Origin of the sequence: Planctellipticum variicoloris, assembly GCF_030622045.1 — a bacterium.
GTDB lineage: Bacteria > Planctomycetota > Planctomycetia > Planctomycetales > Planctomycetaceae > Planctellipticum > Planctellipticum variicoloris.
In genome coordinates this window covers 7,038,524-7,061,211 of record NZ_CP130886.1, presented here as the reverse complement: position 1 = coordinate 7,061,211, position 22,688 = coordinate 7,038,524, and the positions used below count along the sequence as shown (strand labels likewise).

Annotated in this window: 17 protein-coding genes and 1 pseudogene; 8 read left to right on the top strand and 10 right to left on the bottom strand. The window is 63.9% G+C overall.

What is annotated here, in order from left to right:
- Positions 1-127: 127 nt before the first annotated feature.
- Both SH412_RS27685 and SH412_RS27680 read left to right on the top strand, forming a co-directional pair.
- Positions 128-2,659 (top strand): circularly permuted type 2 ATP-grasp protein, encoded by a 2,532-nt coding sequence (locus SH412_RS27685; RefSeq protein ID WP_336521280.1) that lies wholly within the window; start codon positions 128-130, stop codon positions 2,657-2,659.
- A complete protein-coding gene (locus SH412_RS27680; protein ID WP_336521279.1) occupies positions 2,659-3,558 on the top strand; it encodes a transglutaminase family protein in 900 nt (299 codons plus the stop codon). Before SH412_RS27685 ends, SH412_RS27680 begins: the two co-directional genes overlap by 1 nt.
- Positions 3,559-3,584: 26 nt before the next feature.
- On the opposite strand, the gene SH412_RS27675 is transcribed toward SH412_RS27680, so the two are convergent.
- The gene (locus tag SH412_RS27675) at positions 3,585-4,913 is read right to left on the bottom strand and encodes a DUF1501 domain-containing protein (RefSeq protein ID WP_336521278.1); all 1,329 of its coding nucleotides are present in this window, start codon (positions 4,911-4,913) and stop codon (positions 3,585-3,587) included.
- Between the two features lie 227 nt (positions 4,914-5,140).
- Here SH412_RS27675 and SH412_RS27670 point away from each other — a divergent pair, with 227 nt between their 5' ends.
- The 3 genes from SH412_RS27670 to SH412_RS27660 all read left to right on the top strand — a co-directional run bounded on the left by SH412_RS27670 (position 5,141) and on the right by SH412_RS27660 (position 7,177).
- On the top strand, positions 5,141-6,202 hold the full coding sequence (locus SH412_RS27670) for a DPP IV N-terminal domain-containing protein (protein WP_336521277.1): 1,062 nt from the start codon (positions 5,141-5,143) through the stop codon (positions 6,200-6,202).
- Between the two features lie 95 nt (positions 6,203-6,297).
- The gene (locus tag SH412_RS27665; protein ID WP_336521276.1) at positions 6,298-6,657 is read left to right on the top strand and encodes an exodeoxyribonuclease VII small subunit; all 360 of its coding nucleotides are present in this window, start codon (positions 6,298-6,300) and stop codon (positions 6,655-6,657) included.
- A gap of 376 nt (positions 6,658-7,033) precedes the next feature.
- Entirely contained in the window at positions 7,034-7,177 is a 144-nt protein-coding gene (locus SH412_RS27660) for a hypothetical protein (protein ID WP_336521275.1), read from the top strand.
- Positions 7,178-7,253: 76 nt separating this feature from the next.
- Here the strand turns inward: SH412_RS27660 and SH412_RS27655 are convergent, their stop codons facing one another.
- From SH412_RS27655 to SH412_RS27645, 3 genes are all read right to left on the bottom strand, one after another.
- Entirely contained in the window at positions 7,254-8,126 is an 873-nt protein-coding gene (locus tag SH412_RS27655; RefSeq protein WP_336521274.1) for a UDP-3-O-acyl-N-acetylglucosamine deacetylase, read from the bottom strand.
- Positions 8,127-8,472: 346 nt separating this feature from the next.
- Positions 8,473-9,168 carry an OmpH/Skp family outer membrane protein gene (locus SH412_RS27650; RefSeq protein ID WP_336521273.1) on the bottom strand — a complete coding sequence of 232 codons (696 nt, stop codon included), beginning with the start codon at positions 9,166-9,168 and terminating at the stop codon, positions 8,473-8,475.
- A 250-nt stretch (positions 9,169-9,418) separates the two neighbouring features.
- Entirely contained in the window at positions 9,419-10,327 is a 909-nt protein-coding gene (locus SH412_RS27645) for an acetamidase/formamidase family protein (protein WP_336521272.1), read from the bottom strand.
- Positions 10,328-10,748: 421 nt separating this feature from the next.
- Here SH412_RS27645 and SH412_RS27640 point away from each other — a divergent pair, with 421 nt between their 5' ends.
- Both SH412_RS27640 and hemQ read left to right on the top strand, forming a co-directional pair.
- Positions 10,749-11,123: a hypothetical protein gene (locus tag SH412_RS27640; protein WP_336521271.1), complete on the top strand. Its 375-nt coding sequence runs from the start codon at positions 10,749-10,751 to the stop codon at positions 11,121-11,123.
- A 63-nt stretch (positions 11,124-11,186) separates the two neighbouring features.
- A complete protein-coding gene (gene hemQ, locus SH412_RS27635; RefSeq protein ID WP_336521270.1) occupies positions 11,187-12,029 on the top strand; it encodes a hydrogen peroxide-dependent heme synthase in 843 nt (280 codons plus the stop codon).
- A 332-nt stretch (positions 12,030-12,361) separates the two neighbouring features.
- On the opposite strand, the gene SH412_RS27630 is transcribed toward hemQ, so the two are convergent.
- From SH412_RS27630 to SH412_RS27605, 6 genes and pseudogenes are all read right to left on the bottom strand, one after another.
- Positions 12,362-14,140 (bottom strand): ArnT family glycosyltransferase, encoded by a 1,779-nt coding sequence (locus tag SH412_RS27630; protein WP_336521269.1) that lies wholly within the window; start codon positions 14,138-14,140, stop codon positions 12,362-12,364.
- Positions 14,137-16,230, bottom strand: a complete 2,094-nt coding sequence (locus tag SH412_RS27625; RefSeq protein WP_336521268.1) for a M3 family metallopeptidase — start codon at positions 16,228-16,230, stop codon at positions 14,137-14,139. Before SH412_RS27625 ends, SH412_RS27630 begins: the two co-directional genes overlap by 4 nt.
- 176 nt (positions 16,231-16,406) lie before the next feature.
- On the bottom strand, positions 16,407-18,146 hold the full coding sequence (locus SH412_RS27620) for an SMP-30/gluconolactonase/LRE family protein (RefSeq protein WP_336521267.1): 1,740 nt from the start codon (positions 18,144-18,146) through the stop codon (positions 16,407-16,409).
- 52 nt (positions 18,147-18,198) lie between these two features.
- Entirely contained in the window at positions 18,199-19,617 is a 1,419-nt protein-coding gene (locus tag SH412_RS27615; protein ID WP_336521266.1) for a sulfatase, read from the bottom strand.
- Between the two features lie 229 nt (positions 19,618-19,846).
- Positions 19,847-20,185: a tetratricopeptide repeat protein gene (locus tag SH412_RS27610; RefSeq protein ID WP_336521265.1), complete on the bottom strand. Its 339-nt coding sequence runs from the start codon at positions 20,183-20,185 to the stop codon at positions 19,847-19,849.
- Positions 20,185-20,620 (bottom strand): annotated as a pseudogene (locus SH412_RS27605) (transposase); the annotation flags it as partial. The gene SH412_RS27610 and the pseudogene SH412_RS27605, both read right to left, overlap by 1 nt.
- 448 nt (positions 20,621-21,068) lie before the next feature.
- On the opposite strand from SH412_RS27605, the gene SH412_RS27595 reads away from it, so the two are divergent.
- On the top strand, positions 21,069-22,685 hold the full coding sequence (locus tag SH412_RS27595; RefSeq protein ID WP_336521262.1) for an ArnT family glycosyltransferase: 1,617 nt from the start codon (positions 21,069-21,071) through the stop codon (positions 22,683-22,685).
- Positions 22,686-22,688 lie beyond the last annotated feature (3 nt).

Here is a 22,688-nt window from a genome sequence, read left to right as displayed (position 1 = left end):
AGATGAGCGTCGAACAGGGACCGTCCGGCGGATGAGAAGCGGTGCGCGACCGGGACCTGTTCTGCGATTTCGTGTATCGTGCGTTCCCTCGGTCGTTTTCATCCCTCTGGCTCAACTTTGAACCACTATGGCCTCTGTGGCGACACCATCGACTGTTTCGCTGCAGGACTATGCCCCGCCGCCGTGGGTCTATGACGAAGTCTTCCAGGCCGACCGTTCGCCACGACCGCACTGGAACCGCTTCCTGGAGGCCTTCCGGAACGTCAGCCCCGACGAGCTGACGCAACGGACGATCCAGGCCGATCGAGTCCTGAAACAGAACGGCGTCACCTACAACGTCTTCGGAGACGGCGGCGAGTCGCAACGGCCCTGGCGACTCGACCTGCTCCCCGCCATCGTTGCGGGCGAAGAATGGGACCGGGTCGAACGGGCGCTCGATCAGCGAGCCAAACTCCTGGACGCAGTGATCCGCGACCTCCACGGACCGCAGAAGCTTCTGAAAGACCGCTGGCTCCCTCCCGAAGCCGTCTACGCCCATCCGGGCTTCGTCCGCGCGTTCCACCACTTGCGACCGTCGACGGAGCAGGCCCTGACGCTCTACTCGGCCGAACTCGCCCGACTCCCGGATGGCGGCTGGCAGGTGATGGCCGACCGCTCCGAAGCCCCCCCCGGAGCCGCGTTCGCCCTGGAAAACCGAATCGTCACCTCGCGGGCCATGCCGCAGGTGATGCATCGCGTCGGAGTCCAGCGACTGGCGCCGTTCTTCGTCCGCCTCCTGAACGCGCTCAAGCAGCGCGGATCGCGACCGTCGGAGAACCTGCGCGTCGTGCTCCTCACGCCGGGCCCCAGACACCCGCTGTACTTCGAGGACATTTATCTCGCCCGGTATCTCAATCTGACGCTGGTCGAGGGCGGCGACCTGGCCGTCCGCGAGGACCGCGTCTATCTCAAGACCCTGGGGGGGCTGCTGCCGGTCGACGTCATCTATTCCCGGGGGGCCGAGGCTCAGATCGATCCGCTGGAACTCGGCGGCTCCGCACCGCATGGCATCCCGGGAATTCTGCAGGCGGTCCGCAAGGGCCATGTGGCCATCGCCAACACGCCCGGCTGCGGCCTGATCGAAACGCCAGTCTTCATGGCGTTTCTGCCGGAGTTGTGCCGACGTTTCACCGGGGAAGACCTCCACCTGCCATCGGTCCCGACCTGGTGGTGCGGGGACCCGCAGCAGCGGCAATACGTCCTCGACAATCTGAATTCGCTGGTCATCAAACCCGCCTATCAGAAGAGCGGCGGCGAAGAGATTCTGCCGGGTTCGCTGAGCGCCGGCCGCCTCGCGGAACTGCGGGCAAGGATCATCGCCCGCCCCCACGCCTTCATCGCCCAGGAAACCGTCCATCGTTCGGCGTCTCCCGTCTGGTCGGACGGCGGCATCCACTGCGGACACCTGGCCCTCCGCGTCTTCCTGGTCGCCGACTCGCCGCACAGCTACAGCATCATGCCCGGCGGCCTGATTCGCGTCGCTACAACCACGGCCCCCATGGAGCTGTCGATCACCGCAGGTCTCGGCAGCAAAGACCTGTGGGTCCTGTCGGACGGTCCCATCGAACACGTAACGCTGCTGGAACCGGACGATCAACCGGTGCCCCTCCGCCGCACTGGCGCCGCATTCCCCAGCCGGGTCGCCGACGATCTCTTCTGGCTGGGACAATCGCTCGACCGGGCCGACTTCCTCTGCCGTCTGCTGCGACCGGTCGTCGACCGCCTCACGGCAGAGTCCGAAGAGGACTGGCCGGAACTCCCCGTGCTGATCCGGGCTCTCGCCGACCAGGGTCAGATCGAACCCGGCTTCGCCGTCGACGGCCTCGACGAACAGTTGCCCGAGCTGACGGAAAATCTCCCCAAAGTCATCTTCGATCCCGCCGAGCCGCGGGGCCTCGCCGCGGCGATTTCCGAGATGAAACGACTGGCCTCGCTGGCCCGGGACTGGCTCTCGCCCGATACCTGGCGGACGATTCATCACATCACCACGATCTTCCAGACTGCGGGCGGACGACGGCGCGTCGACCTCGCCGATGCCTACGGCGCCCTCAATCAGTTGATGGTCGACCTCGCCGCCGTCAGCGGACTGATTCAGGACGGCATGATTCGCGGCCCCGCCTGGAGACTGCTCGACATGGGCCGGCGGATCGAGCGCGGCCGCATCACCGCCAGTCTGATCGTGAGCACGCTGCAGACCGGCAAGGTCGCCGACAAAGCCGTCCTTCGAGTTCTGCTGGAGATCCTGGACTGCCGCATGACCTATCGTTCGCGCTATCTCGACAATGTCCAGCAGAACGCGGTCCTCGATCTGGCGGTGACGGACGAGACGAATCCCCATTCGGTCGCCTTCCAGGTCGTCACGCTCGCCGATCACGTCGACATGCTGCCGCGCGATCTTGTCGCGCCCCTGCGGACCGAAGAGAAACGGCTGGCGATGGCCGCCGTCCACGACGTGCGGATGCTGACCCCCGAACAACTTACCGATTCCCCGCCCCTCGAAGTCGAGCGGGTCCTCACCGATCTGGAGCACCAGCTCCGCACGCTCTCCGACACTCTGACCCGCAAATACCTGGTCCATTCCGGAGCACCCAGGCAGATTACCGACTCGGAGGGACGCTGATGCGCTATCGCGTCACTCACACCACGACCTACTCGGGCGACGAACCGGTCTCGGTCTGTCACAACGAAGCCCGACTGCGTCCCCGGCGGCTGCGCTATCAGATCTGCCGATCGCACGAGCTCCACATTCTGCCCGCCCCGGCGATCCAGACCCTGCGGTCGGACTACTTCGGAAACGACGTCTCCGTTTTTTCATTCAACCAGGGCTACGACACCCTCAAGGTGACCGCCGTCAGCGACGTGCACCTGACGCCGCACGGCCGCGCCGCCAACGATCCGAGCCCCCCGTGGGAGGAGGTCCTCGAGAACCTCACCTCGCGACCGACCGAGTCGGATCTCTTCGCCTGCGAATTCGCCTACGAATCGCCGCGAGTGCGTATCTCCCCCAAGCTGGCCGACTACGCCCGCACATCGTTTCCCGCCGGCCGGCCGATGCTGGCTGCCATCGCCGATCTGACCTCGCGAATTCACCGCGAATTCAAATTCGACTCACGGGCCACCCACGTGCACTCGACGGTCGACGAAGTGTTTGAAATGCGCCGCGGCGTCTGCCAGGACTTCGCGCACGTCGAAATCGCCGCGCTGCGGTCGCTGGGGCTCGCCGCCCGCTACGTCAGCGGCTACTTGCGAACGTACCCGGCCGCCGGGCAGCCCCGTCTCGTCGGCGCCGATGCGTCGCACGCCTGGCTGTCGATCTACTGCGGCACGCTGGGCTGGGTCGATCTCGACCCCACCAATAACGTGTTCCCCGACACCGAACACATTACCATCGCCTGGGGCCGAGACTACGACGACGTCCCCCCCCTGCGGGGCGTTTACATCGGCGGCGGGCGGCACGCGCTGTCGGTCGGCGTCGATGTCCTGCCGATCGAGGACGAACCCGCCGTCGAGATCGCGTAGCGTCACCATCGGCAGCCACTGCCCATTCAGATCAGATCCCGCACCGGACGAAAATCTTCCGGCAGCGCCGTGACCGGGCGGTCATTGGCGTCGCGAACGAACTCGTGCGGATCGACGCCCAGCCGGTGATAAACCGACGCCAGGATTTCCCGGTAATCGATCGGCCTTTCCGCCGCGTACGCCGCCGTCTTGTCGGTCGCTCCGACGACGCGCCCGCCTGAAACTCCGCCCCCCGCCAGCAGCGCCGCCTGGACCGGAGCCCAGTGATCGCGTCCTGCGTCCTTGTTGATCTTCGGCGTCCGTCCGAACTCGCCCCAGACGATCACGCTGCAGTCGCGTTCGAGACCGCGCTCGTGCAGGTCTTCGATCAGCGACGAGATCCCGGCGTCAAAGGTCGGCAGGTGAGCCTTCATGTGCCCGAAGTTGTTGCCGTGCGTGTCCCAGAAGCCATACGCGACCGTCACGACGCGAACCCCCGCTTCCACGAGACGGCGGGCGATCAGCAACTGATCGTTCCACATCGGAGCGCCGTCCCCCAGATGCTTCGCCGAACCCCGCCCATAACGGTCGCGGAGCTTCGGGTCCTCCTTCTCGAGATCCAGGGCTTCCACGACGCGCGAAGACGTCAGCACATCGAACGCCCGGTGATAGCTTTCGTCCATCGCGTCGATGTCCGCATCGTCGACGGTCCGTCGAAAGCGGTCGATCTGTTCGAGCAGTCGGCGGCGATCCGAGAACTTGGCGTGCTCGACGTACCGCAGTTTCATGCTGGCGACGTCTTCGCCGTCGGCGCGGATCTGATTGAACGCCGGGCCCAGGTAGCCCGCCCCCGTGCTGTTGTAGGGTCGGTGCTGCATCGTGGGGAACAGGTCGACGAACGGCGGCACCACCGGATGCGTCGGGCCAAGAACCCGCGCCGCCAACGACCCGAAGTTCGGCCGACCATCCCGCTGGGTCTCACCCATCGTATAGCCGGTCAGATTCTGAAAGCTGGAGTGCTCGTCGCGCTGGCCCACGACAGACCGCACCAGCGTGCAGCGGTCCATGACTTTCGCCATGCGCGGCAGCAGCTCGCAGACCTGCAGGCCTGGAACCGAGGTGTCGATCGGTTTGAATTCGCCGCGGACCTCGGCCGGAGCCTCGGGCTTCAGGTCGAACGTGTCCTGGTGGGCCAGGCCGCCCGACAGGTAGACCATGATCACCGACTTGTGCCGGCCGACCGCTCCGCCAGCGGACTCCGCCCGCAGCAACTGCGGCAGCGTCAGGCCGCCGAGAGCAAGTCCGCCGACCTGCAGAAACGACCGCCGACTGACGCGGTCGCAGTAGCGCATCCGGGGGCCGGAGAGAGTGAGCATGGCAGGCTTTCGGCGGCGGGCGGGAAAATCGGGCGGTCTCTTCGAATTATATCGGAGATTTCCCCTGCGAACGCAAGAGGGAGAGCAGGAAGCGGAAAGCTTCCGGCGAAAAGCGGAAAGCCAGAGAAGACGGTTCGCGAGGATGCCGACTTCCGACCACAGCGGTTAAACTGAGGGTGCCGCCCGTTATGCGGAGCGGGACCAGAATTCTTCCGGAGCTTGAACAGATGCTCTCAATATCGACTTTCGGTCTGGCCGTCACGCTGGCGGCTGTCGCAACGGCTCAGCCCGTCCGAACGGTGGAAACCGACGCCGCGGCGGAAGCGAAGAGCCTGGAAAACATCCGCCAGGTGACGTTCGGCCTGCCGCGGGCCGGCGAAGGGTACTTCTCACCCGACGGCAAATCGATCGTCTACCAGGCGTATCCCATCGGTTATCCGTTCTATCAGATCTACGTCCAGCCGCTCGACGGCAAGGAACCGCGGCTGGTCAGCACCGGGCGCGGACGAACGACCTGCGCGTATTTCTCGCCCGATGCGAAACAGATCCTGTTCGCCTCCAGCCATACCGATCCGGAGATCGAGCAGACGGAAAAGAAGGCCCGCGACGAGGCCGCCGCGGGCGGGCGGAAGCGCTACCAGTGGGACTTCGATCCGCACATGGACCTCTACGTCATCGGCGTCGACGGAACTGGATTGCGGCGGCTGACTGACACCCCCGGCTACGACGCGGAAGGGAGCTTCTCGTCGGACGGCAAGCACATTGTCTTCACGTCGAGCCGGGATGGCGACGCGGACATCTACATCATGGACGCGGACGGCGCCAACGTGCGGCAGATCACCAACGCGCCGGGTTACGACGGCGGCCCGTTCTTCTCGCCCGATAACAAATGGGTGATCTTCCGCAGCGACCGTCACAAGGAGCACATGCTGCAGCTCTTTGCAGTGTCGGTCGACGGCAAGACGGAAGTGCAGCTCACCAGCAACGACAACGAGGTCAACTGGTGCCCCTACTTCCACCCGAGCGGGAAATACCTGATCTGGGCGCGGGCCGACTACTCGCGCGGCCCGATGGGGGCCCACTTCAACCTGTTCACCATGGAAACCGATTGGACCGACACGGACTTTAAGGGGGGAGCCGTGAACCAGGTCACGTTCAGCACCACGGCGGACATTCTGCCGGTCTTCAGTCCGGACGGCACAAAGCTCATGTGGACCAGTACGCGGACGCCCGACGGCAGCAGCCAGCTCTGGATCGCCGACTGGAAACGCGGTATGCCGAAGCCGTAGCGGACCGTTTCCTTACTCTGGAATGCGGCAGTCAAAACCTGTTCCGGTCCGCACATCGGACCCTACGCAGATCCCATCAAAGACGAAGTTTCCTCATGGCCAAGCGCAAAGTCACCGACGACGAAGCACCCGGATTCGAAGATTCGCTCGCCGAGCTGCAGCAGATCGTACAGAGCCTGGAAGAGGGTTCGCAGGGTCTGGAGGAGTCGCTGCAGCAGTTCGAACGCGGCATCGGTCTGCTCCGCTCCTGCTACGCGCTGCTCGAATCGGCTGAGCAGAAGATCGAACTCCTGACCGGCTTCGATGCGGAAGGGAAACCACTGACCGAAGCGTTCGACGCCTCGTCCACGCTCTCGACGAGCGAAGGGGCCAGCCGGCGACGAAGAGGATCTGCTGCGCCGGCCAAGTCCGAAGATGGCGAAGACGCAGCCAGTGGAGCCGGGGCCTTGTTCTGAAGCCTGTACGTCGCGTCTCTTTCCCCGCGGGTGACATTGAAGCCGGCTCGGCCCGTCTGATCGACGGGCGGAGTGAATGGTCCGTCGTCAGTGGTCAGTCGTGAAAGACGGCGCCGAGAATTCTCCTGCTCTAAGTCACCGATCGCGATTACGAAACGCCATCGCAAGTGTCTGCACAACAAGACGTTACGAAACACAGCCGGCTTTCACTGCGAATACTTGGAAAAGCGAGCGGCATTCCAAATCCAGACACTGTCCGGCGCGCCTCACGATCGTGGCCGGTGATTTGGCATTCCGCCTTCAGCTTCCCTGGCTCGACCCGGATTGCAGGTGTTTGGTTTCTGTCGCCCATCAGAGAGGAGGAGGCCATCAGGTTGTGAAGCCAGCGTTCGCGGTCGCGTTTGCCATTGAGCCGATGGGCCGGGCTGTCGCGGGGGCGCAGTCGGTCGCTGCGGGGGGCAAACGGGCGGAAGTTCCAGAGCAGCGCCAAACCCCGCAGGCGACGCTCCGGGGAGCTTAGATGGCCGTGCCGGCCGCGGCCGGCATACACTCCGTCGCCCCAAAGAGTCAGCCGCTTTCTGCTGTCCGCCCTCTCGTCATGCCGCCCGGACGGCGACTTCCGCCTGGCTGGCGAGGATTTCTCGGCAGATGGCGTGATTCATCGCGTGGCCCGAGCGGTAAGCCCGGATGTGGCCCTGCAGGTCGCAGCCGAGGAGTGCGAAATCGCCGATGCAGTCCAGGATCTTGTGCCGGACACACTCGTCCGTCGCCCGCAGTTCGTTGCCGATGGGGCCATCCGGGCCGAAGATCAACAGGTCCTTTTCGGTGACGCGCGTGCCGTAACCCTGAGCTTTCAGGGCCTGCACTTCCTGCTCCAGAACGAAAGTCCGGGCGAAGGCCAGGCCGGCGACGAACAGTTCCGGGCTGAACTCGATTGTCAGGACCTGCGGGCGGATCGGGGAGCGGGGGCCGTAGTCGAGTTCGTACGTGATCGCGAGGAGCCGGCGCGGAATCGGAGCGGCGACGACCTGACAGTCGGCGGCTTCGGAACCGGTGCGGGACTCGTGCTGAATCACGAGCAGGGGTTGCGGGGCGGATTGCTCGACAATTCCGGCTTCGAGCAGCTCGTGGACGAAGTGCAGGCTGCTGCCGTCTCCGCCGGGCGGCTCGGGGGCGTCGAGCTGCACCAGGCAGTTGTCGATCTGCAGTCCGGCGAGGGCCGCCATCGTATGTTCGATCATTTCGACGGTCGCGTCGCCGAGCGAGATCGCGGTCCGGCGTTGTCGGGGGACCACGAAGTCGAGGCGTGCGGGAATCGGCTGTGTGCCGGGAAGGTCGACTCGCTGAAACGCGATGCCGTGGTTCTCCGGGGCGGGGAGGAATCGCAGTTTGACATCCGCTCCGGTGAAGAAGCCGATGCCGTGGACCTCGGCGGATTGCGCCAGCGTGCGTTGAACGCGGACCGACATGGGGGATCTCCCGGAAGGCGGCGCAGTGAGTCTGGATCGACGGTCGAAATTGGGTGAGTCGGGACTGCAGGGAACTGAGCGGATACAGGCCGGTCGGCTATCACCAGCGTCGAATGCGAGGCGCGCCGGCTTTTCTCTGTGGACGGCACTCCGACCACTTCGAAAACCCTCACCCTGGCGCTCTCCCACTGAAGACAGCGGGAGTGGGGACAAGGCTGAAAGACGCACTGTTTCAGAATCGATGCCGGTGATTTCGAGCCGGGGACCCGATCGGCGAAAAGCCGGTCCCGGAGAGATCCGGGACCGGCCGAGTGCCTGACCAGAAGTCGCTGAAGCTCGAGGTCGACTAGCGCGGGGCGCCGGCGCCGGCCGGGGCGGGACGGGTGGCGGACGTCGGAGCCGGACGGCTCGCTCCGCCCGAAGACTTCTCGTAGTTGCGATTGAGGAATTCGACGACCGACAACGTGATGTCGTCATCGCCGCGGTGGTAAACCACCTGACGATTCATCCCCTGGATCAGTTCCTGTGGGTTTTCGGTGTTGAGGTCTTCGCGGGTGAAGCGGATCACCAGGGTGTACTGGAAGTGCTCGGCATACCGCTTCACGGCGTCGGAGACTTCGAGGTAGACCGTGTGATAGATCTGCGATTCCTTCTTGAGGAAGTCGCGCTGCATGCTGCGGCGGAAGGCTTCGGCTTCGGCCGACTTGCCGGCGAGCATCTTCTCGGCGGCGGTGAACTTGTCGCTGCCTTCGGCGAAGGTCTTCATGGTCGCCTGGATCTGCTGGATCTCCTCGACCATCGCCTTCATCTTGGCCTCGCCCCCTTCGATCTCGCTCTTGAGATCGAGACGGAGCTCGTCGAACTTTTTGTAGTTCTTGAAGACGTAGGCCATGTCGATCAGGCCAACCTGATGCGGAAGCTTGGCCGCAGCGGCTGCGCCGCCAGCGGCCGGACGGGCCGCCTGCCCGAAGGCAGTGGCGGGGAAGGCGAGGACGCCGGACAGGACGGCGACCGCGGCTGCCGACAGAAGAGCTTGTTTCACGGCTGAGGCACTCCTTTGCATGGCCGAACGGCAAAATAGGGGTACAGGCAGCAGACTGGTCGATCCTCGACGCGTAGTCAGTGTGCCATCCCGGGTCAGGTGACAGGAAGCGGGCGTATTCTGCACACTGCGGGAAGACCGTCAATACGACTCTGTGGCGACTTTGGGGCCGCCGGAGCGGAATTGCAGGAACTTTGCCCGAACGAGGGCTGCTGCGGCACAATCCGCCGGTCGGTTCTCCACCGGGGCCTCATGCAGCGGGAAGCCAGCGTTTCGCCAGCCGGCAGACCATGGTGAAAGCTGGATCGAAGACGTTGCCCAGGTCGTAGCGGACGCACTGGGCCAGCAGGAGATTGGCGCCGAGGGGGTCGAGGCCGTAGTCCTGCTGCAGCCAGCGGAGCATTTCGGTGGTGGCGTGCTGGACGCACTGGTCGAGGGGCCGGGCGTTGCCGACCGTGAAGATGTGTTCCGCATTTTCGCCCCGGGGCCAGCCGATGGCGTGTCCCTTGAGGACGTCGAGGGTGACCTGGACGTCCATCGAGATTTCGATTCCGCTGCCGACGATTTCTCCGCACCCCTGTGCGGCGTGGCCGTCTCCGAGGAAAAACAGAGCGCCGGGCTCGAAGACCGGGAAATAGACCGTCGTTCCGGCGACGAAGCCGCGATAGTCCATGTTGCCGCCGTGCTCGGCGCTGGTCGCCGTGGAAATGGCCTGCTTCCGGGGCGGCGCCACGCCGAAGCAGCCCAGCATTGGTTCGATCGGGATCGTCAGATCCTGCAGCCGCGAGGGGGGACCGATCAGTTTCGCAGTTCCCGCGACGGCGTCGACGTTCCATTCCGCGAGCGGGGCCTCGGGGAGTTCGCGGACGTATACCGGATCGACGACATTCGGGGCCACGGACGAGCCGCACCAGCCGTAGGAACGGCTGGGGACGATGCGGTCGAGGCGGACGACGAGCGTATCGCCTGGTTCGGCGGTCTCAACAAAGAACGGCCCGGTCATGGGATTGCCGCGGGGACAGACCTGTTCCCGGCGCTGATCGAAGCCGCGGGCGTCGACGGTTGTGGTGGCGATCGAATCGCCCGGCCGGACGGTCAGGACGGGGGCGTACGGTCCGAGGGCGTGGTGGTAGTGAGTCGGGAGAAACTGGTGCAGCACGGAGGGCTCCTGCGGGAGAGTTTGCGGTATGTTAACAGGGAATTCTGTCGAAAATGCGAACCAGAATCGGCAGTCTGAACGGGAGGCCCCCGGCGGCACTGAGTGTCGTCGGTTAATGGTGGTGGAAAGTCCGCGACCGGCGGATTGCTCGGCATCAGACCGAGGTTCGACGAAGAGGCCTCCGATGTACGACGGACGTCCTCGTCCGTCGGCCGCGTGGATCAGGCCGTGCCGCCGACGATCACGACGGACGTGGACGTCCATCGTACGGGGATTGCGCGGGCGGGCGTCAACACCTGTGGACGACCAAATACCGACTGCACCCAGTGACATTGACGGACCGGCGCGCGGATGGCGAATCGAACTGCGGCGCGTTACAAATGCAGGGAGATCCTACTCCCCGCGACCGAGGACCGCAGCGATGGGCTTATTCGGTTCCAAAGACTGGAACGTGCTGGCGATCATTTTCGAGCGCAAGGATCTGTACCGGGTCAACGGTCAGCGGGCGAAGGGGGGGAATGCGACCAAGGTGCGCGACGGCGCCAAGCACCATGCCCGGACGATCTACTGGGCGGTCTTCGATCAGAAACGAAAGTTTCTTGAAGGCGAAGCGGGGCCTGGCGCGAACATGGTCGACCCGCAGATCGTCGCCCGGTTGCAGAAAGAGTTCATCACCAATATGACGGTCCAGATGGTCCTCGGCCTGCTGGAGCGGGGCGAAATGACTATGGCCGCCAAGCCCCTCGGCTGGACCGGTTACCCGAAGGTCGAATACGCCGAAGACGACGAACAATAGGCCGCCGTTGCTGACGAGCGCCCCGTCATCACGATTGATCCCGTTCAGAGAGTCCTGGTTCCCATGAGTCATCCCGGTCACGCTTCGCAAGAGTTGCCGCCTCCTTCGATCGAACTGAGCGAGGGCTGGCACTGCCTGCATATTTATTACCGGATCAACGCAGCGGCGCTCGCGCAGCTTTCTGAAGAGGAGCGAGCGGCGGGCCGGGAAACCGTCGCCCATCTGCTCGATCCCGAACGTCCGGGCGCACCGACACGAATTCAGACGTTCGTCGTCTCGGGTCACAAGGCGGACCTGGGGCTGATGATCATGGACCCGAATCCGCTACGAATCGACGGCATCTGCCAGGCGCTCCGTTCGAGCCCGCTGGGAACGGTGCTGGAGCCGACGTATTCGTTCGTTTCCATTACGGAAGTTTCCGAGTACGTGCCGACGGTCGAGCAGTACGGCGAGAAGCTGAAGCACGACGGCCTGGTTCCCGGGAGCCAGGCGTTCGAGGCCCGGATGAATCAGTACGGACAGCGGTTGCCGATGATGAACAAGCAGCGGCTCTGCCCGGACTTCCCGCCCTGGCCGGTCCACTGTTTCTACCCCATGAACAAGATCCGCCATCCGCTGGCGAACTGGTACATGGAGCCGTTCAGCAAGCGGTCCTCGCTGATGGCGGAGCACGCGACGAGCGGGATCAAGTTTGCGGGCAAGGTGAGCCAGCTCATCACCGCTTCCACCGGGCTGGACGACTGGGAGTGGGGCGTCACGCTGTGGGGACGGACGCCGGAGTACATCAAGGAAATCGTCTACACGATGCGGTTCGACCAGGCTTCCGCGAAGTACGCCGAGTTCGGGCCGTTTTACGTCGGCTACGTGATGTCGCCTGTCGATGCACTTGCGCACGTGCAGATTTGATGAGTCGCGAGACGAGAGTCGAGAGCCAGAAAAGCCGGATCGGGCCGTCGTGTCCTACTGGCAGTTTGCTGCCAGTGCTGATGTATGGCAAAACTGCACGCGTGGGCGAGCCGCCCGTGGCCCACGCTGACTCACGTTCACAAGTCGCTGACCGCCCACCGTTTTGACCCCTCCGGGGTCGAAGATCATCTGCACCGCTTCTTCAGTCCCCAAAAAACGAACCAATGTCGCCGAGTACGTCAGTTCTGGGCGGCGCGCCCGGCGCTGGAATTCCGGAACATCTTCGCGATGCCCCGGTCTGTTCGAGCACCGGGACTTCCCCAAAGCGAAGTCTACTCTTTTAGCCGGTAAACCCGCTGCGTCATGGTTTTCCGCTCCGGATGGGCGGCGAACGTGGCCGGCGCATCGAAGTCAAACAGCACGATCCGGCTGGGATGAACTTCGAACTCGTCGACCAGTTCGAAGCGGTCGGCGACCGGTTTCCAGGCGTTCTGAAACGTCTCGTCCCGCCCGGCCATGTAGCCCATGACCAGATAGACGGGGGCCGGCGGGGGCTGATTGAGGAATTTCAGGTCGTTGACCTGCGCCGTGGCGAAGTTCTGCCGGCGGAGAAGCTGGTGGAACAGGGCTGGGTCGCCGGTGAGGAACGTGACGGGATTCTGACCGGCGTTCTGGTCGCGCAGGGTCCGGGCGATTCGTCCGGCGGACTCGACGGCGGCGAAGCGGTTCTCGCCGGGCCAGCCGGACAACTGGGCGATCCTCAATGCTCCGCCGATCGCCGCCGCTAGGAGAATGGGAATCGCAATCACCCATCTCGAACGGACGCCGATGACTGCTGTCCGCGAAACTCCTCGGGCCAGCAGCCCGCCCCAAAGCAGGGCGGCAAACTCAAGCCAGGGGAGCATCAGGCGTGGGTAAGGGCGATAGAATGGCGTGGAAAGGGTGAGTCCCAGCACCGCGGCGAAAACGAGGCACCACGCAGTCAGAGCTGCGGGAGCGACCGAGCCGGCGCTGGTCTCTGCTGCGTTCCGGCTGTCCCTCCACAACGCAGGAATCGCGGCCAGGCCGAGCGGAATCGAAATCGCCGCAAGAACGCCGCTCCCGATCAGCGTCCAGACAATGAGCCCGCCAGCCAAGGCTGCTGGAATGAACCGAACCCGGCCAATCACGAAAGCTCCGAGCAACGCCAGCGCCAGTCCGAAACAGATCCAGATCTGATCGTAACTGGCAATCGCCGAGAGCTGCTGCACGGCCGCGGCCGGCCATTGATCGAGGCCGTGCACGTAGCCTTGATGGTTCGCCGCGATTTTGTCGTAGCCGCCGACTTTGGCGGCGTCCCACCACCCGACGGGGGACCAGGCGACGACGGCGACGATGGTGGCCATCAGCGAAGTCCGCACCCAGAATCCGAATCGACGCTGGCCTGGCGGCAGGACGAGTTGAGCCGCCATTCCGCCCGAGATCCCAATCGCCAGCACCAGCCAGCCGTTGTACTTGGTCCACCAGGCGATCGCCGTGATCAGTCCGGCGATGACGGCATCACGCGACGAGCCCGTGACCAGCGCTTTCCAGAACCAGTACGCGCCCCAGAGCACGGCGAGTGTCAGCGGGACATCGGTCAGCGCCGAAGCGCCGTAGGCACTGTGAATGCCGCTGACGGCCACAATTCCCGCAGCCGTCAGCCCGGCCGCGGGGCTGAACCAGCGGCGGCCGATCCACCACAGACTGGGGATCGTGACGACGCCGCACAGCCACGACGGCAGCAGAGGCCACCAGACCGGCAGAGAACCGAACACCATCAGGCCCGCGATGTCGAACCATTCGATCACCAGCGGCAACAGCGGCGGCGCAAAGAACTGCCGCCCCGGCCACTCGTAGCCCGACTCCGGTCCAAACAGCAGATTCGAGGCATAAACGGCCTCGTCGAAATGCTCCACTGCAGAACGCGAAAGATCTCCCAGTCGCAGACCGACGCCCACCAGCAGAATGATTGCCAGAACGAGTCGTTCGGTTCGGCCGATGGACGTGAGCGACGAATCGGAAGACTCGCCCTTCGCGGACTCAGGGCGTGCCACCCGGGGCGAGGGATCGCGTGCCCGTTTCGCGGTCATGCCGGCTCCAGCAGACCGGCCTGGCGGAGCAGCGCTTCGACCTGCGGATCGCGGCCGCGGAAGTCGCGGAAGACGTCCATCGGATGCCGGCTCCCCCCCAGTGAGAGGACCGTATCACGGAACTTGCGGCCCGTCTGGCGCACCGCTTCCTCATTGTCGAGCCCGGCGTCTTCAAACGCGCCGAACGCATCGGCGCTGAGAATCTCCGCCCACTTGTAACTGTAGTAACCGGCCGCGTAGCCCCCGGCGAAAATGTGCTGGAATGAACAGAGGAAGCGATCCTCCGGCAGCGGCGGCAAGACGCTTGTTTTCTGGGCGAGACGCCGGTTGACGTCGAAGACGGTCTCGGTCCCGTCCGGATCAAACGTGGTGTGCAGTTCCAGATCGACCATGCCGAACAGGAGTTGCCGCAGAATCATCGAACCGGCCCGGTAAGTCCGGGCGGCGCAGAGTTTCTGGAATAGTTCCTCGGGGAGTGGCGCGCCGGTCTCGAAGTGACCGGTCATCCCCATCAATGTCGGCCGGTGGTAACACCAGTTTTCCATGAACTGGCTCGGGAGTTCGACGGCGTCCCACTCGATGCCGTTGATCCCCGCAGCGTCGGCCTCGTCGACCTTCGTCAGCATGTGCTGCAGGCCGTGACCCATCTCGTGGAACAGCGTCTCGGCCTCGCGAAATGTCATCAGGGCTGGACGACCGCCGACCGGAGGCGTCTGATTGCAGACCAGGTGGGCGACCGGCAACTGAAGCGTGCCGCCGATGCGCCGACGTCCCAGGCAGTCGTTCATCCAGGCCCCGCTCCGCTTATTCTCGGGACGCGAGTAGGGATCGAGGTAGAAGCCGGCGATCTCGCGACCGGATTCGTCGTCGACGCGGTAATACCGTACGTCGGGATGCCAGACGGAAACTCCGGCGGGAACATGCTGAATCCGGATGCCGAACAGCCGCTCGCAGAGCGAGAACAGCCCGGCAAGTACCCGTTCGAACGGGAAGTAGGGCCGAAGTTCTTCGTCGGTGAAGGCGAACCGCTGCTCGCGCAGCCGCTCGGCGTAGAAGGCGAGATCCCAGAGCTGAAGCTGGTCCCCTTCGCCCCGTTCGCGACGGAGCTGCTTCAAATCTTCCAGATCGCGCTGCCCGGCTGGCCACGCGGCGACGCGCAGCCGCTCGAACATCTCCTGAATCGCCGCCACGCTCGGCGCCATTTTCTTCGCCAGGCTGACTTCGGCGTAGTTGTCATAGCCCAGCAAATGAGCGGACTCGCGGCGGAGGCGGAGAATCTGGCGGATGAGATCGGAGTTGTCGTGCGGCTCCTGCGAAGCCCGCGTGACAAACGCGCGGTAGAGGGTTTCGCGCAGGTCCGGGATCCGGCAGTGTTCGAGGAACGGATTGAGCAGCGGGACTTCCAGCGTGATTCGCCAGGGACCGGCTTCCGGCGTGGCGGAAACCGCAACGTCGGGATGAGCCTTGTTCCAGGTCTGCGCCGCAAGCTGGCGGAGCGTCGCCGGCCAGCCCTCGGCATCGGCCTGCAATGTAATATCGAGGGCGTAAGCCTTCGTCACATCGAGCACATTGTTCGAAAACTGCGTCCCGAGCTGCGACAGCTCCTGCTCGATCGCGTTGAAGCGTTCCTTGGCGGCTCCTTCCAGAGCAATGCCGGCCAGTTCGGCATCTTTGATGCGGTCCGTCACGATCCGCTGGCGGGCCGACGACAGGTCGGCCCAGCCTGGGCTGTTTCGCAGCGCCACGAGCGCCCGATAGATCGGCTCGCTCTGCCGGACGCGCAGGCCGAAGGAGACGATCTCGGGCAGGGCCGCTTCGTACGCTTCCCGCAGTTCGGGCGAGTTCTTCACGCTGAGCAGATGGGAGACGGGTTTCCAGGCATAGTCGAACGGCCGGTCGAGCTCTTCGAGCAGCCCGAGGCTTCCCTCCCAGGTTGGCTGAAGCTGCTGCTCCAGAATTTCGAGCCGGGCAGCCGTCTGATCGAGCAATTGCCGGACGGCGGGGGCGACGTGAGCGGGCTCGATGCGGGCGAAATCGGGCAGGCCGGTCGTGGCGAGCAGGGGGTTATCGACGGGGGCGGCCTCGGGCATGAAGGGGACTTTCCGGGATGCGGGAGGATGAAAACGAACGAATTACTGAATGATAGCGAAACGACTCGGTCCGGACACGCGCGGGCTGTGGCCGGGCTGAGCTGGGCAATGCCAATGGGCCGCGAAAGTGCATCCACTCTCGCGGCCCGCGAAGTTCCGGAGATTCCGAGGACAGTTTACGGCTTCAAGTGTTCCTGCAGGAACCCATCAATATCTCCCAGCATCGCATCGAACCACGGACGCTGATTCCAGCAGCCGTGCTGGCCGTCCGGGTAGATCTTCAGGTCGGTCCAGACACCCGCTCCTTTCAGCTTCTCCTGCGAGTCGGCGTTGAGTGCCGGATTGTCCTTCTCGCCGGTCTGGAACAGGATGGGCGGGTCGTCCTTCGAGATCTTGGCGTACGCATCGGCGAGTTCGTACAGCGACCGCGCCTCGTCGATCGAACCGCCGAAGAAATGGCGGGCGAACGACGGCCCCTCGGTCGCGCGGGAACGCTCCGCCACGCTGCCTGTCGCGATCTGCAGCGGACCGGCCAGGACCACAGCCGCCTGCAGTCGCGACGACTGATCGGGGTGACCGCCGTGGCCCTGCAGTTCGGGGACGTCCGAGCCGGTGGCCATCAGGCCGACGAGATGCCCGCCGGCTGAGCCTCCGACGGCTCCGATCCGGTTGGGATCGATATGGTAGGTCCTGGCTTCCGCGCGGAGGAATCGCGTCGCCGCATTGCAGTCGTGAATCGCGGCGGGAAAGCGGGCTTCGCCGGCGAGGCGGTACTCGATCGCCGCGGTCACATAGCCGCAGGCGGCCAGCGAGACAGCCATCGCGCGGAACTTCGTTTTGTCGCCGTGAACCCAACCGCCGCCGTGGACGACGAGGACCGCCGGGAAGGGACCGGCGCCGGTTGTCGGGACAAAGATATCGGCGAGGAGTTTGCGGTCAACCTCCTGAGCATAGACGACGTCGAGATGGGCCTGTACCGTCTCGGGAACGGCCGTCGGCGGAACCTTTTCGTTGGCTGGCTGAACGGAAGCGACGGTCGGAATCTGGGGCGGTTTTCCGGAGATATTCATCTTCTGGCGATAGAGACCGCCGAAGCCCGTGATATACAGGCTCTGCATGTTCGCGTCGCCGAACGCACAATTGATTGGACGGGTGGGGCAGACAATCTTGTGCAACAGCTTCCCGGCGGGGCTCCAGATCCAGACGTCCTTCGCGCCGGCGCAGTAGACATTCCCGGCCCGGTCGGTGGTCATGCCGTCGGCGCCCAGTTCAGGGCCGTCGTCCATGGTGGCGAACAAGGCGCCCGGGCCCGTTTTGCCCGGACCGGTGACGGCGTACTTCCAGATCTGTTTGGGCTTGTACGCGGCCACGTAGAGCGTGTTTTCGTCGGGAGACAGAATCAGCCCGTTGGGCGAGTCGATGCCTTCCACGCCGATGGATCGCTGACCCTGTGGGCTGACGTAGGCGACCTGGTTCTGGCCGGTGAGGGTGTACCAGACGCCGCCGTTCTTATCGACGACCAGATCGTTCGGTCGAATCGGCGGCTTGGCGTCGGGATCCTGCTGGTCCTGGACTTCAAGCGTCTTTCCCTTGAGGACGGAAATCCGGCCGTTGCCGTTGTCGGAGACGTACAGTCGACCGAGATTGAAGAACGAGGCACTGAGCCGGCCGGAGTCTTCCAGCACGACGCTTCGTTCGTTCTTCGCCGGATTGTAGCGATAGAGTTTCGCCCCTTTGACGTCCGGGATGTAGAGCGTGTTGACGCCATCCCAGGCCGGGCCGTCCGGCAGGCCGAAGTCGGTGAAGAGAGTCTCGATGGGGCTGTCAGCGACGAGCGGAGGAGCGTCCTCCGACATCAAGGGGGCAGACAATGACAGCGCAAACATTCCGCTGGCAAGCCATCGAAGCAGCATCATGGAGGTGATCCGGCTGAGGAATAGTGATTGGTCCGTTGTCAGTTGTCAGTTGTCAGTTATTGGCCGCCGCTTTTTTCTTGTTCTTGCCGCGGGCTTTGGGTTGAGCTTCGTTCTTCTTGCCGACGGGCGGTGCGTTGACTTTGGGGAACCAGCGGGCGAGTTCCGCTTTGGTCGCGGCGTGCTCCGCGGCGCTGGCAAGATTGGTCCATTCGAAGGGGTCGGCGGTTTCATCGTACAGTTCTTCGGAGCCGTCCGCATAGCGGATGTAGCGCCACTTTTCCGAACGGACGGCGTGGTTCTGATAGCCGTGCGTGGTGAGCGCAGGACGATCCCAGGCGGCTGCGGGATCGGCCAGCAGCGGACGGAGGCTGGGGCCTTCGACGTGCGCGGGAACGGGGACCTGACAGAGATCGCAGAGGGTCGGGTAGATCGACAGGAAATCGACGGTGCGGTCGCAGACGCCGCTGGCCTGCGTAACGCCCGGGGCGACCCACATCAGCGGCGCCCGGGTGGCTTCTTCCCAGAGAGCGAACTTGCGCCAGTGTTCTTTCTCGCCCAGGTGCCAGCCGTGATCGCCCCAGAGGACGATGATCGTATCGTCGCGGTGCTGACTCTCGTCGAGCGCCTTGATCACGCGGCCCACGTTCATGTCGAGGTACGCAATCGTGGCCAGGTAGGCCTGCACGGCTTCCTTCCAGCGGCCCGATTCGAGCATCCTCGCGTGGTCCCCCTGCGGCCCGGCGATCTTCACGCCCGGAGGCGGAACGTCGGCCAGGTCATTTTCCCGCGTCGGGGGAAGCTGGATCGTCTCCAGCGGGAACATGTCGTAGTACTTGCGGGGGACGTTCCAGGGCATGTGCGGCTTATGGAATCCGCAGGCCAGGAAGAACGGCTTGTCGTGCGTTTTCCGAAGCTGGTCGATGCTCCAGTCGGCAATGCAATAGTCCTCCAGATCCTCGTCGCGGCAATCGAGTTGAGCAAACTTGATCCCGCCGACGCCGTCGCTCACTCCCGCCGGAACTTTGGGATCTCGGCCCAGGTCTTTGGCGATAGTTGTCCATTCGGACTCGCGACCGAGGCCGCCGTGATAGATTTTGCCTGCGCCGAGGACTTCGTAACCGGCGTTCTTGAACGTTGTCGGCAACGTCTGAGACTCTGGAATCAGCGGCAGAAAGTTGTCCGAGTTCGTATACACGGCGGTTGAAGAAGGCCGGCGGCCGGAGAGGAGCGAGGCCCGCGAAGGATTGCACGCCGGGGCCGTGCAGTAGGCTTTGCGGAACGTCACGCCGCGCGCAGCGAGCTTGTCGATGTTGGGGGTGCGGGTCTGGGGATTGCGACCGAGGTGCCCGACCCAGTGGTTCAGATCGTCCACGGCGATGAACAGGACGTTCGGGCGGTCGGCGGCGACCGCGCGGTCGGCGGATGACAGGCAGGTCAGTGTGAATCCAGCCAGAAGGACGAGACGGCTCATGAGGGACGTTCCTGAGGATTTCTGGAAGACCGCGGCGTCCGGCCGCAAGGCCGGTCCTCGGAAAGCGATGCGCGACAGCCACGGATTATTCTCGTAGAGTGCGAAACCCTCGCCGTCCGTGCAATTGCCAGGGCAGACTCCCCGTGGAGCCTGCGAATGCTGCGCCGGTTACTGGCGGATCCGATCGGCCCTGCTGTCACTGACGGCCTGCCTCGTGACCATCGGAAACCTAGGTACCCGACGGCAATGCCCCATCTGTCAACCGCCGCAGCGCCCGATGGTGATGACCGTCAGTCGCCACGCACCGCTCATAGGCCGCTCTCGCCGCGGCAAGCTCCCCTCGCACGCGGTGGACTCCTCCCAGGTAGTACCAGGCCCGCACGTTTTCCGCGCGGAGCTGCACGGCCTGCTGCAGCTCAGCCGCCGCGGCTTCCAGGCTGTTGTCCCGGTACGCCGCCACGCCCCGCAACTCCGCAGCGGCGGATTGTTGCCGCTTCTGGCCGTCGGCATTGCCGTGGATCCGCTCCATCTCGGCCAGTTTGAGGCGCAGTGCCGGGGACGGAGTCATGCTCGACGCAACAGCGCCAGTAGCGGATGATCGCTGCAGAACACGTACAGCGGCAGGTAGCAGTACGCGTCGTAGTAGCCGTGAAAGAACCGGCCGAGCTGATGGCCGTGCAGCGGATCGTCCTTGCCGACCAGGACGGCCAGCAGGGCGTCGTGCCGGAGCGTGTCGTGATCCAGGAGATCCTCGTAGCCCAGACAGAGCCCGAAGATCCGCTGCTTGAGCAGATCGATGAGCGGATGTTCGAGGAGGTCGGGATCGCGATAGTCGGTGAAGCACCCCGGCGAAGCGTTCGATGAAGCGAAAGCGATCTTCAACCTCTTTGAGCAGCAGTCCGCCGCCGTCGGAAGTGACTCGCCCGCCATCGAACCGGGCCACGCCTTCGCGCCCGCCGCCCGCTTGAAAACGCCACGTCCGCCCGCGACACTCAGTTTCCATGGAACCGCCTCCTTCGAACTCCGTAGGCGTGTCTTCGCAAACTCACTGACGTCGAACGGGGCGGTTTCTGTTGGAAACGCGGTGAGAAATGCGGCCGTTCGTGAGCCGCAAGGCGTGTCGGCTTCGCTGTCGTCCGGCTCATTTGGTCATGGCGGAGCGTTCGGAACACTGGGCTGGATTGATCCGGGCAAGCAGAGGATTTTCGTGCTGCTAATCAGTCGGCAGAATTTCGGCAACGGCGACGGAGCCGTCATTCGTGGGGACTTCCAGCGATTGGCAATCGAGAAATGATGACTGTGCCGCGCTGGCGGAACGTGGCCGTTGGCGGATCCCCGGTCGATCCGCTGACCAGTCCTGCAACAAGACTCGAGTGAATCGCTCGAGTCTTGCGTACTGACGAGAAAACTCCTGATCATCGTGGATGATCGCGTTGAGGACTTCGAGAACGATGCTCCGTGATTCGATGGATTCTTCAACGGATATCTCGTCTCGCGTCGCGTTCGGCCTGATGCTGATCGTTCTGCTGGGAGCCGTGCTCCTGCGGATTCGGTTGCTGGCCCTGCCCCTTGAACGTGACGAGGGAGAGTATGCGTATATCGGCTGGCTGATGCTGCAGGGCGTTCCGCCCTATGCTGAAGCGTACACGATGAAGCTGCCGGGGATTCACGCGGCTTATGCCGGGCTGCTGGCCGTGTTCGGTCATTCTGTCGAGGCGATTCGCGGCGGACTCGTCCTCGTGAATCTGGCTTCCGTGATCCTGATCTACTGGCTCGGACGACAGTGGTCCAGCCGAACTGGAGCGGTGGCCGCAGCAGCGATATTTGCCGTCGTGTCCGTGGGACACACGGTTCATGGATTTATGGCCAATGCCGAGCACTTTGTGCTTTTGCCAGCGCTGGCGGGGATCTGGCTTCTGCAGCGAGACGAAACGCGAGATCGACCGCTGACGGTTTGTGGGGCCGGGCTCTGTTTCGGGTTGGCATTTCTCATGAAGCAGACGGCGGTCGTGTTCCTCGTGTTCGCACTGACATGGATGGCCTGGTCCTGGCGAATGACCGGATTTGCCGCGCCGCGTCAGTTCGTGGCGCGAGTCATGGGGTTTCTCGCTGGTCCGCTGCTGCTTTATGGGGTGCTGTGGGTGTGGATGGTCGCGGCGGGGACGTTCGACAATTTCTGGCGTTGGACCGTGGAGTATCCGCGGGAGTATGTGTCGCAGGTTTCGTGGTCTGCGGGTATTGACCTGTTTCTGTTGACGGCCGTTCCGATCGCGATGTTCGCGTGGCCTGCGTTGCTCCTCGCCATCGTGGGGATCTACGCATCGCTGCGCAGTACGGATCGAGCGACGCGGGGTGTTTTCCTCGTGCTCTTTGTGGTCTTCAGCTTTCTCGCGGTGTGCCCGGGACTCTATTTTCGCGAACACTATTTTCTATTTTTGCTACCCAGCGTGGCGTTTGCCGGCGGGTCTGCCATCGATCTTCTGTCACAGACTCTTCGACAGTGGGGACGTTCCGTAGTGCCGCTGGTGCTGGTGATCTCCAGCCTTTCGTGGAGCCTGTACGCCGACAGCGATGTGCTGTTTCGACTGCCGCTCGAGAAGATCTCGAGGCTGATGTACGGCGACAATCCCTTCCCTGAGTCTGCGGCCATTGCTGAATACATCGAAAAATCTACGCCTCCGTCGGCTCGCGTGGCGATGTTCGGGTCGGAGCCGCAGATTCTATTTCTCGCCCGTCGTCGCTCGGCCACCGGGTTTTTGTACATGTACCCCATGACCGAACAGCACGAGTTCGCAGAGTCAATGCAGCGGCAGATGATCGATGAGATCGAAGCTGTTGAACCGCAGCTTGTGGCTGTGGTCACCGTGCCGAGTTCGTGGCTGTATCGTCCCACGGCTCCGCGACTCCTGTTCGAATGGATGAACAGCGAGATTCCCCGGCGATACGCCTTGGAAGCCCTGGTTCCAATTGGTGAAGACGGGGTGACGGAAATTCTGGACGGCGAGTTCGCCGTCGCAGCCGCCCCGCAGATTCCGGTCGCGGTGAAACTTTTGCGGCAGCGGCCGTAGGTG

Coding starts and splice junctions, on each gene's coding strand:
- SH412_RS27685 (WP_336521280.1), top strand. CDS start 128: ATGGCCTCTGTGGCGACACCATCGACTGTTTCGCTGCAGGACTATGCC.
- SH412_RS27680 (WP_336521279.1), top strand. CDS start 2,659: ATGCGCTATCGCGTCACTCACACCACGACCTACTCGGGCGACGAACCG.
- SH412_RS27675 (WP_336521278.1), bottom strand. CDS start 4,913: ATGCTCACTCTCTCCGGCCCCCGGATGCGCTACTGCGACCGCGTCAGT.
- SH412_RS27670 (WP_336521277.1), top strand. CDS start 5,141: ATGCTCTCAATATCGACTTTCGGTCTGGCCGTCACGCTGGCGGCTGTC.
- SH412_RS27665 (WP_336521276.1), top strand. CDS start 6,298: ATGGCCAAGCGCAAAGTCACCGACGACGAAGCACCCGGATTCGAAGAT.
- SH412_RS27655 (WP_336521274.1), bottom strand. CDS start 8,126: ATGTCGGTCCGCGTTCAACGCACGCTGGCGCAATCCGCCGAGGTCCAC.
- SH412_RS27640 (WP_336521271.1), top strand. CDS start 10,749: ATGGGCTTATTCGGTTCCAAAGACTGGAACGTGCTGGCGATCATTTTC.
- hemQ (WP_336521270.1), top strand. CDS start 11,187: ATGAGTCATCCCGGTCACGCTTCGCAAGAGTTGCCGCCTCCTTCGATC.
- SH412_RS27630 (WP_336521269.1), bottom strand. CDS start 14,140: ATGACCGCGAAACGGGCACGCGATCCCTCGCCCCGGGTGGCACGCCCT.
- SH412_RS27625 (WP_336521268.1), bottom strand. CDS start 16,230: ATGCCCGAGGCCGCCCCCGTCGATAACCCCCTGCTCGCCACGACCGGC.
- SH412_RS27620 (WP_336521267.1), bottom strand. CDS start 18,146: ATGATGCTGCTTCGATGGCTTGCCAGCGGAATGTTTGCGCTGTCATTG.
- SH412_RS27615 (WP_336521266.1), bottom strand. CDS start 19,617: ATGAGCCGTCTCGTCCTTCTGGCTGGATTCACACTGACCTGCCTGTCA.
- SH412_RS27610 (WP_336521265.1), bottom strand. CDS start 20,185: ATGACTCCGTCCCCGGCACTGCGCCTCAAACTGGCCGAGATGGAGCGG.
- SH412_RS27595 (WP_336521262.1), top strand. CDS start 21,069: ATGCTCCGTGATTCGATGGATTCTTCAACGGATATCTCGTCTCGCGTC.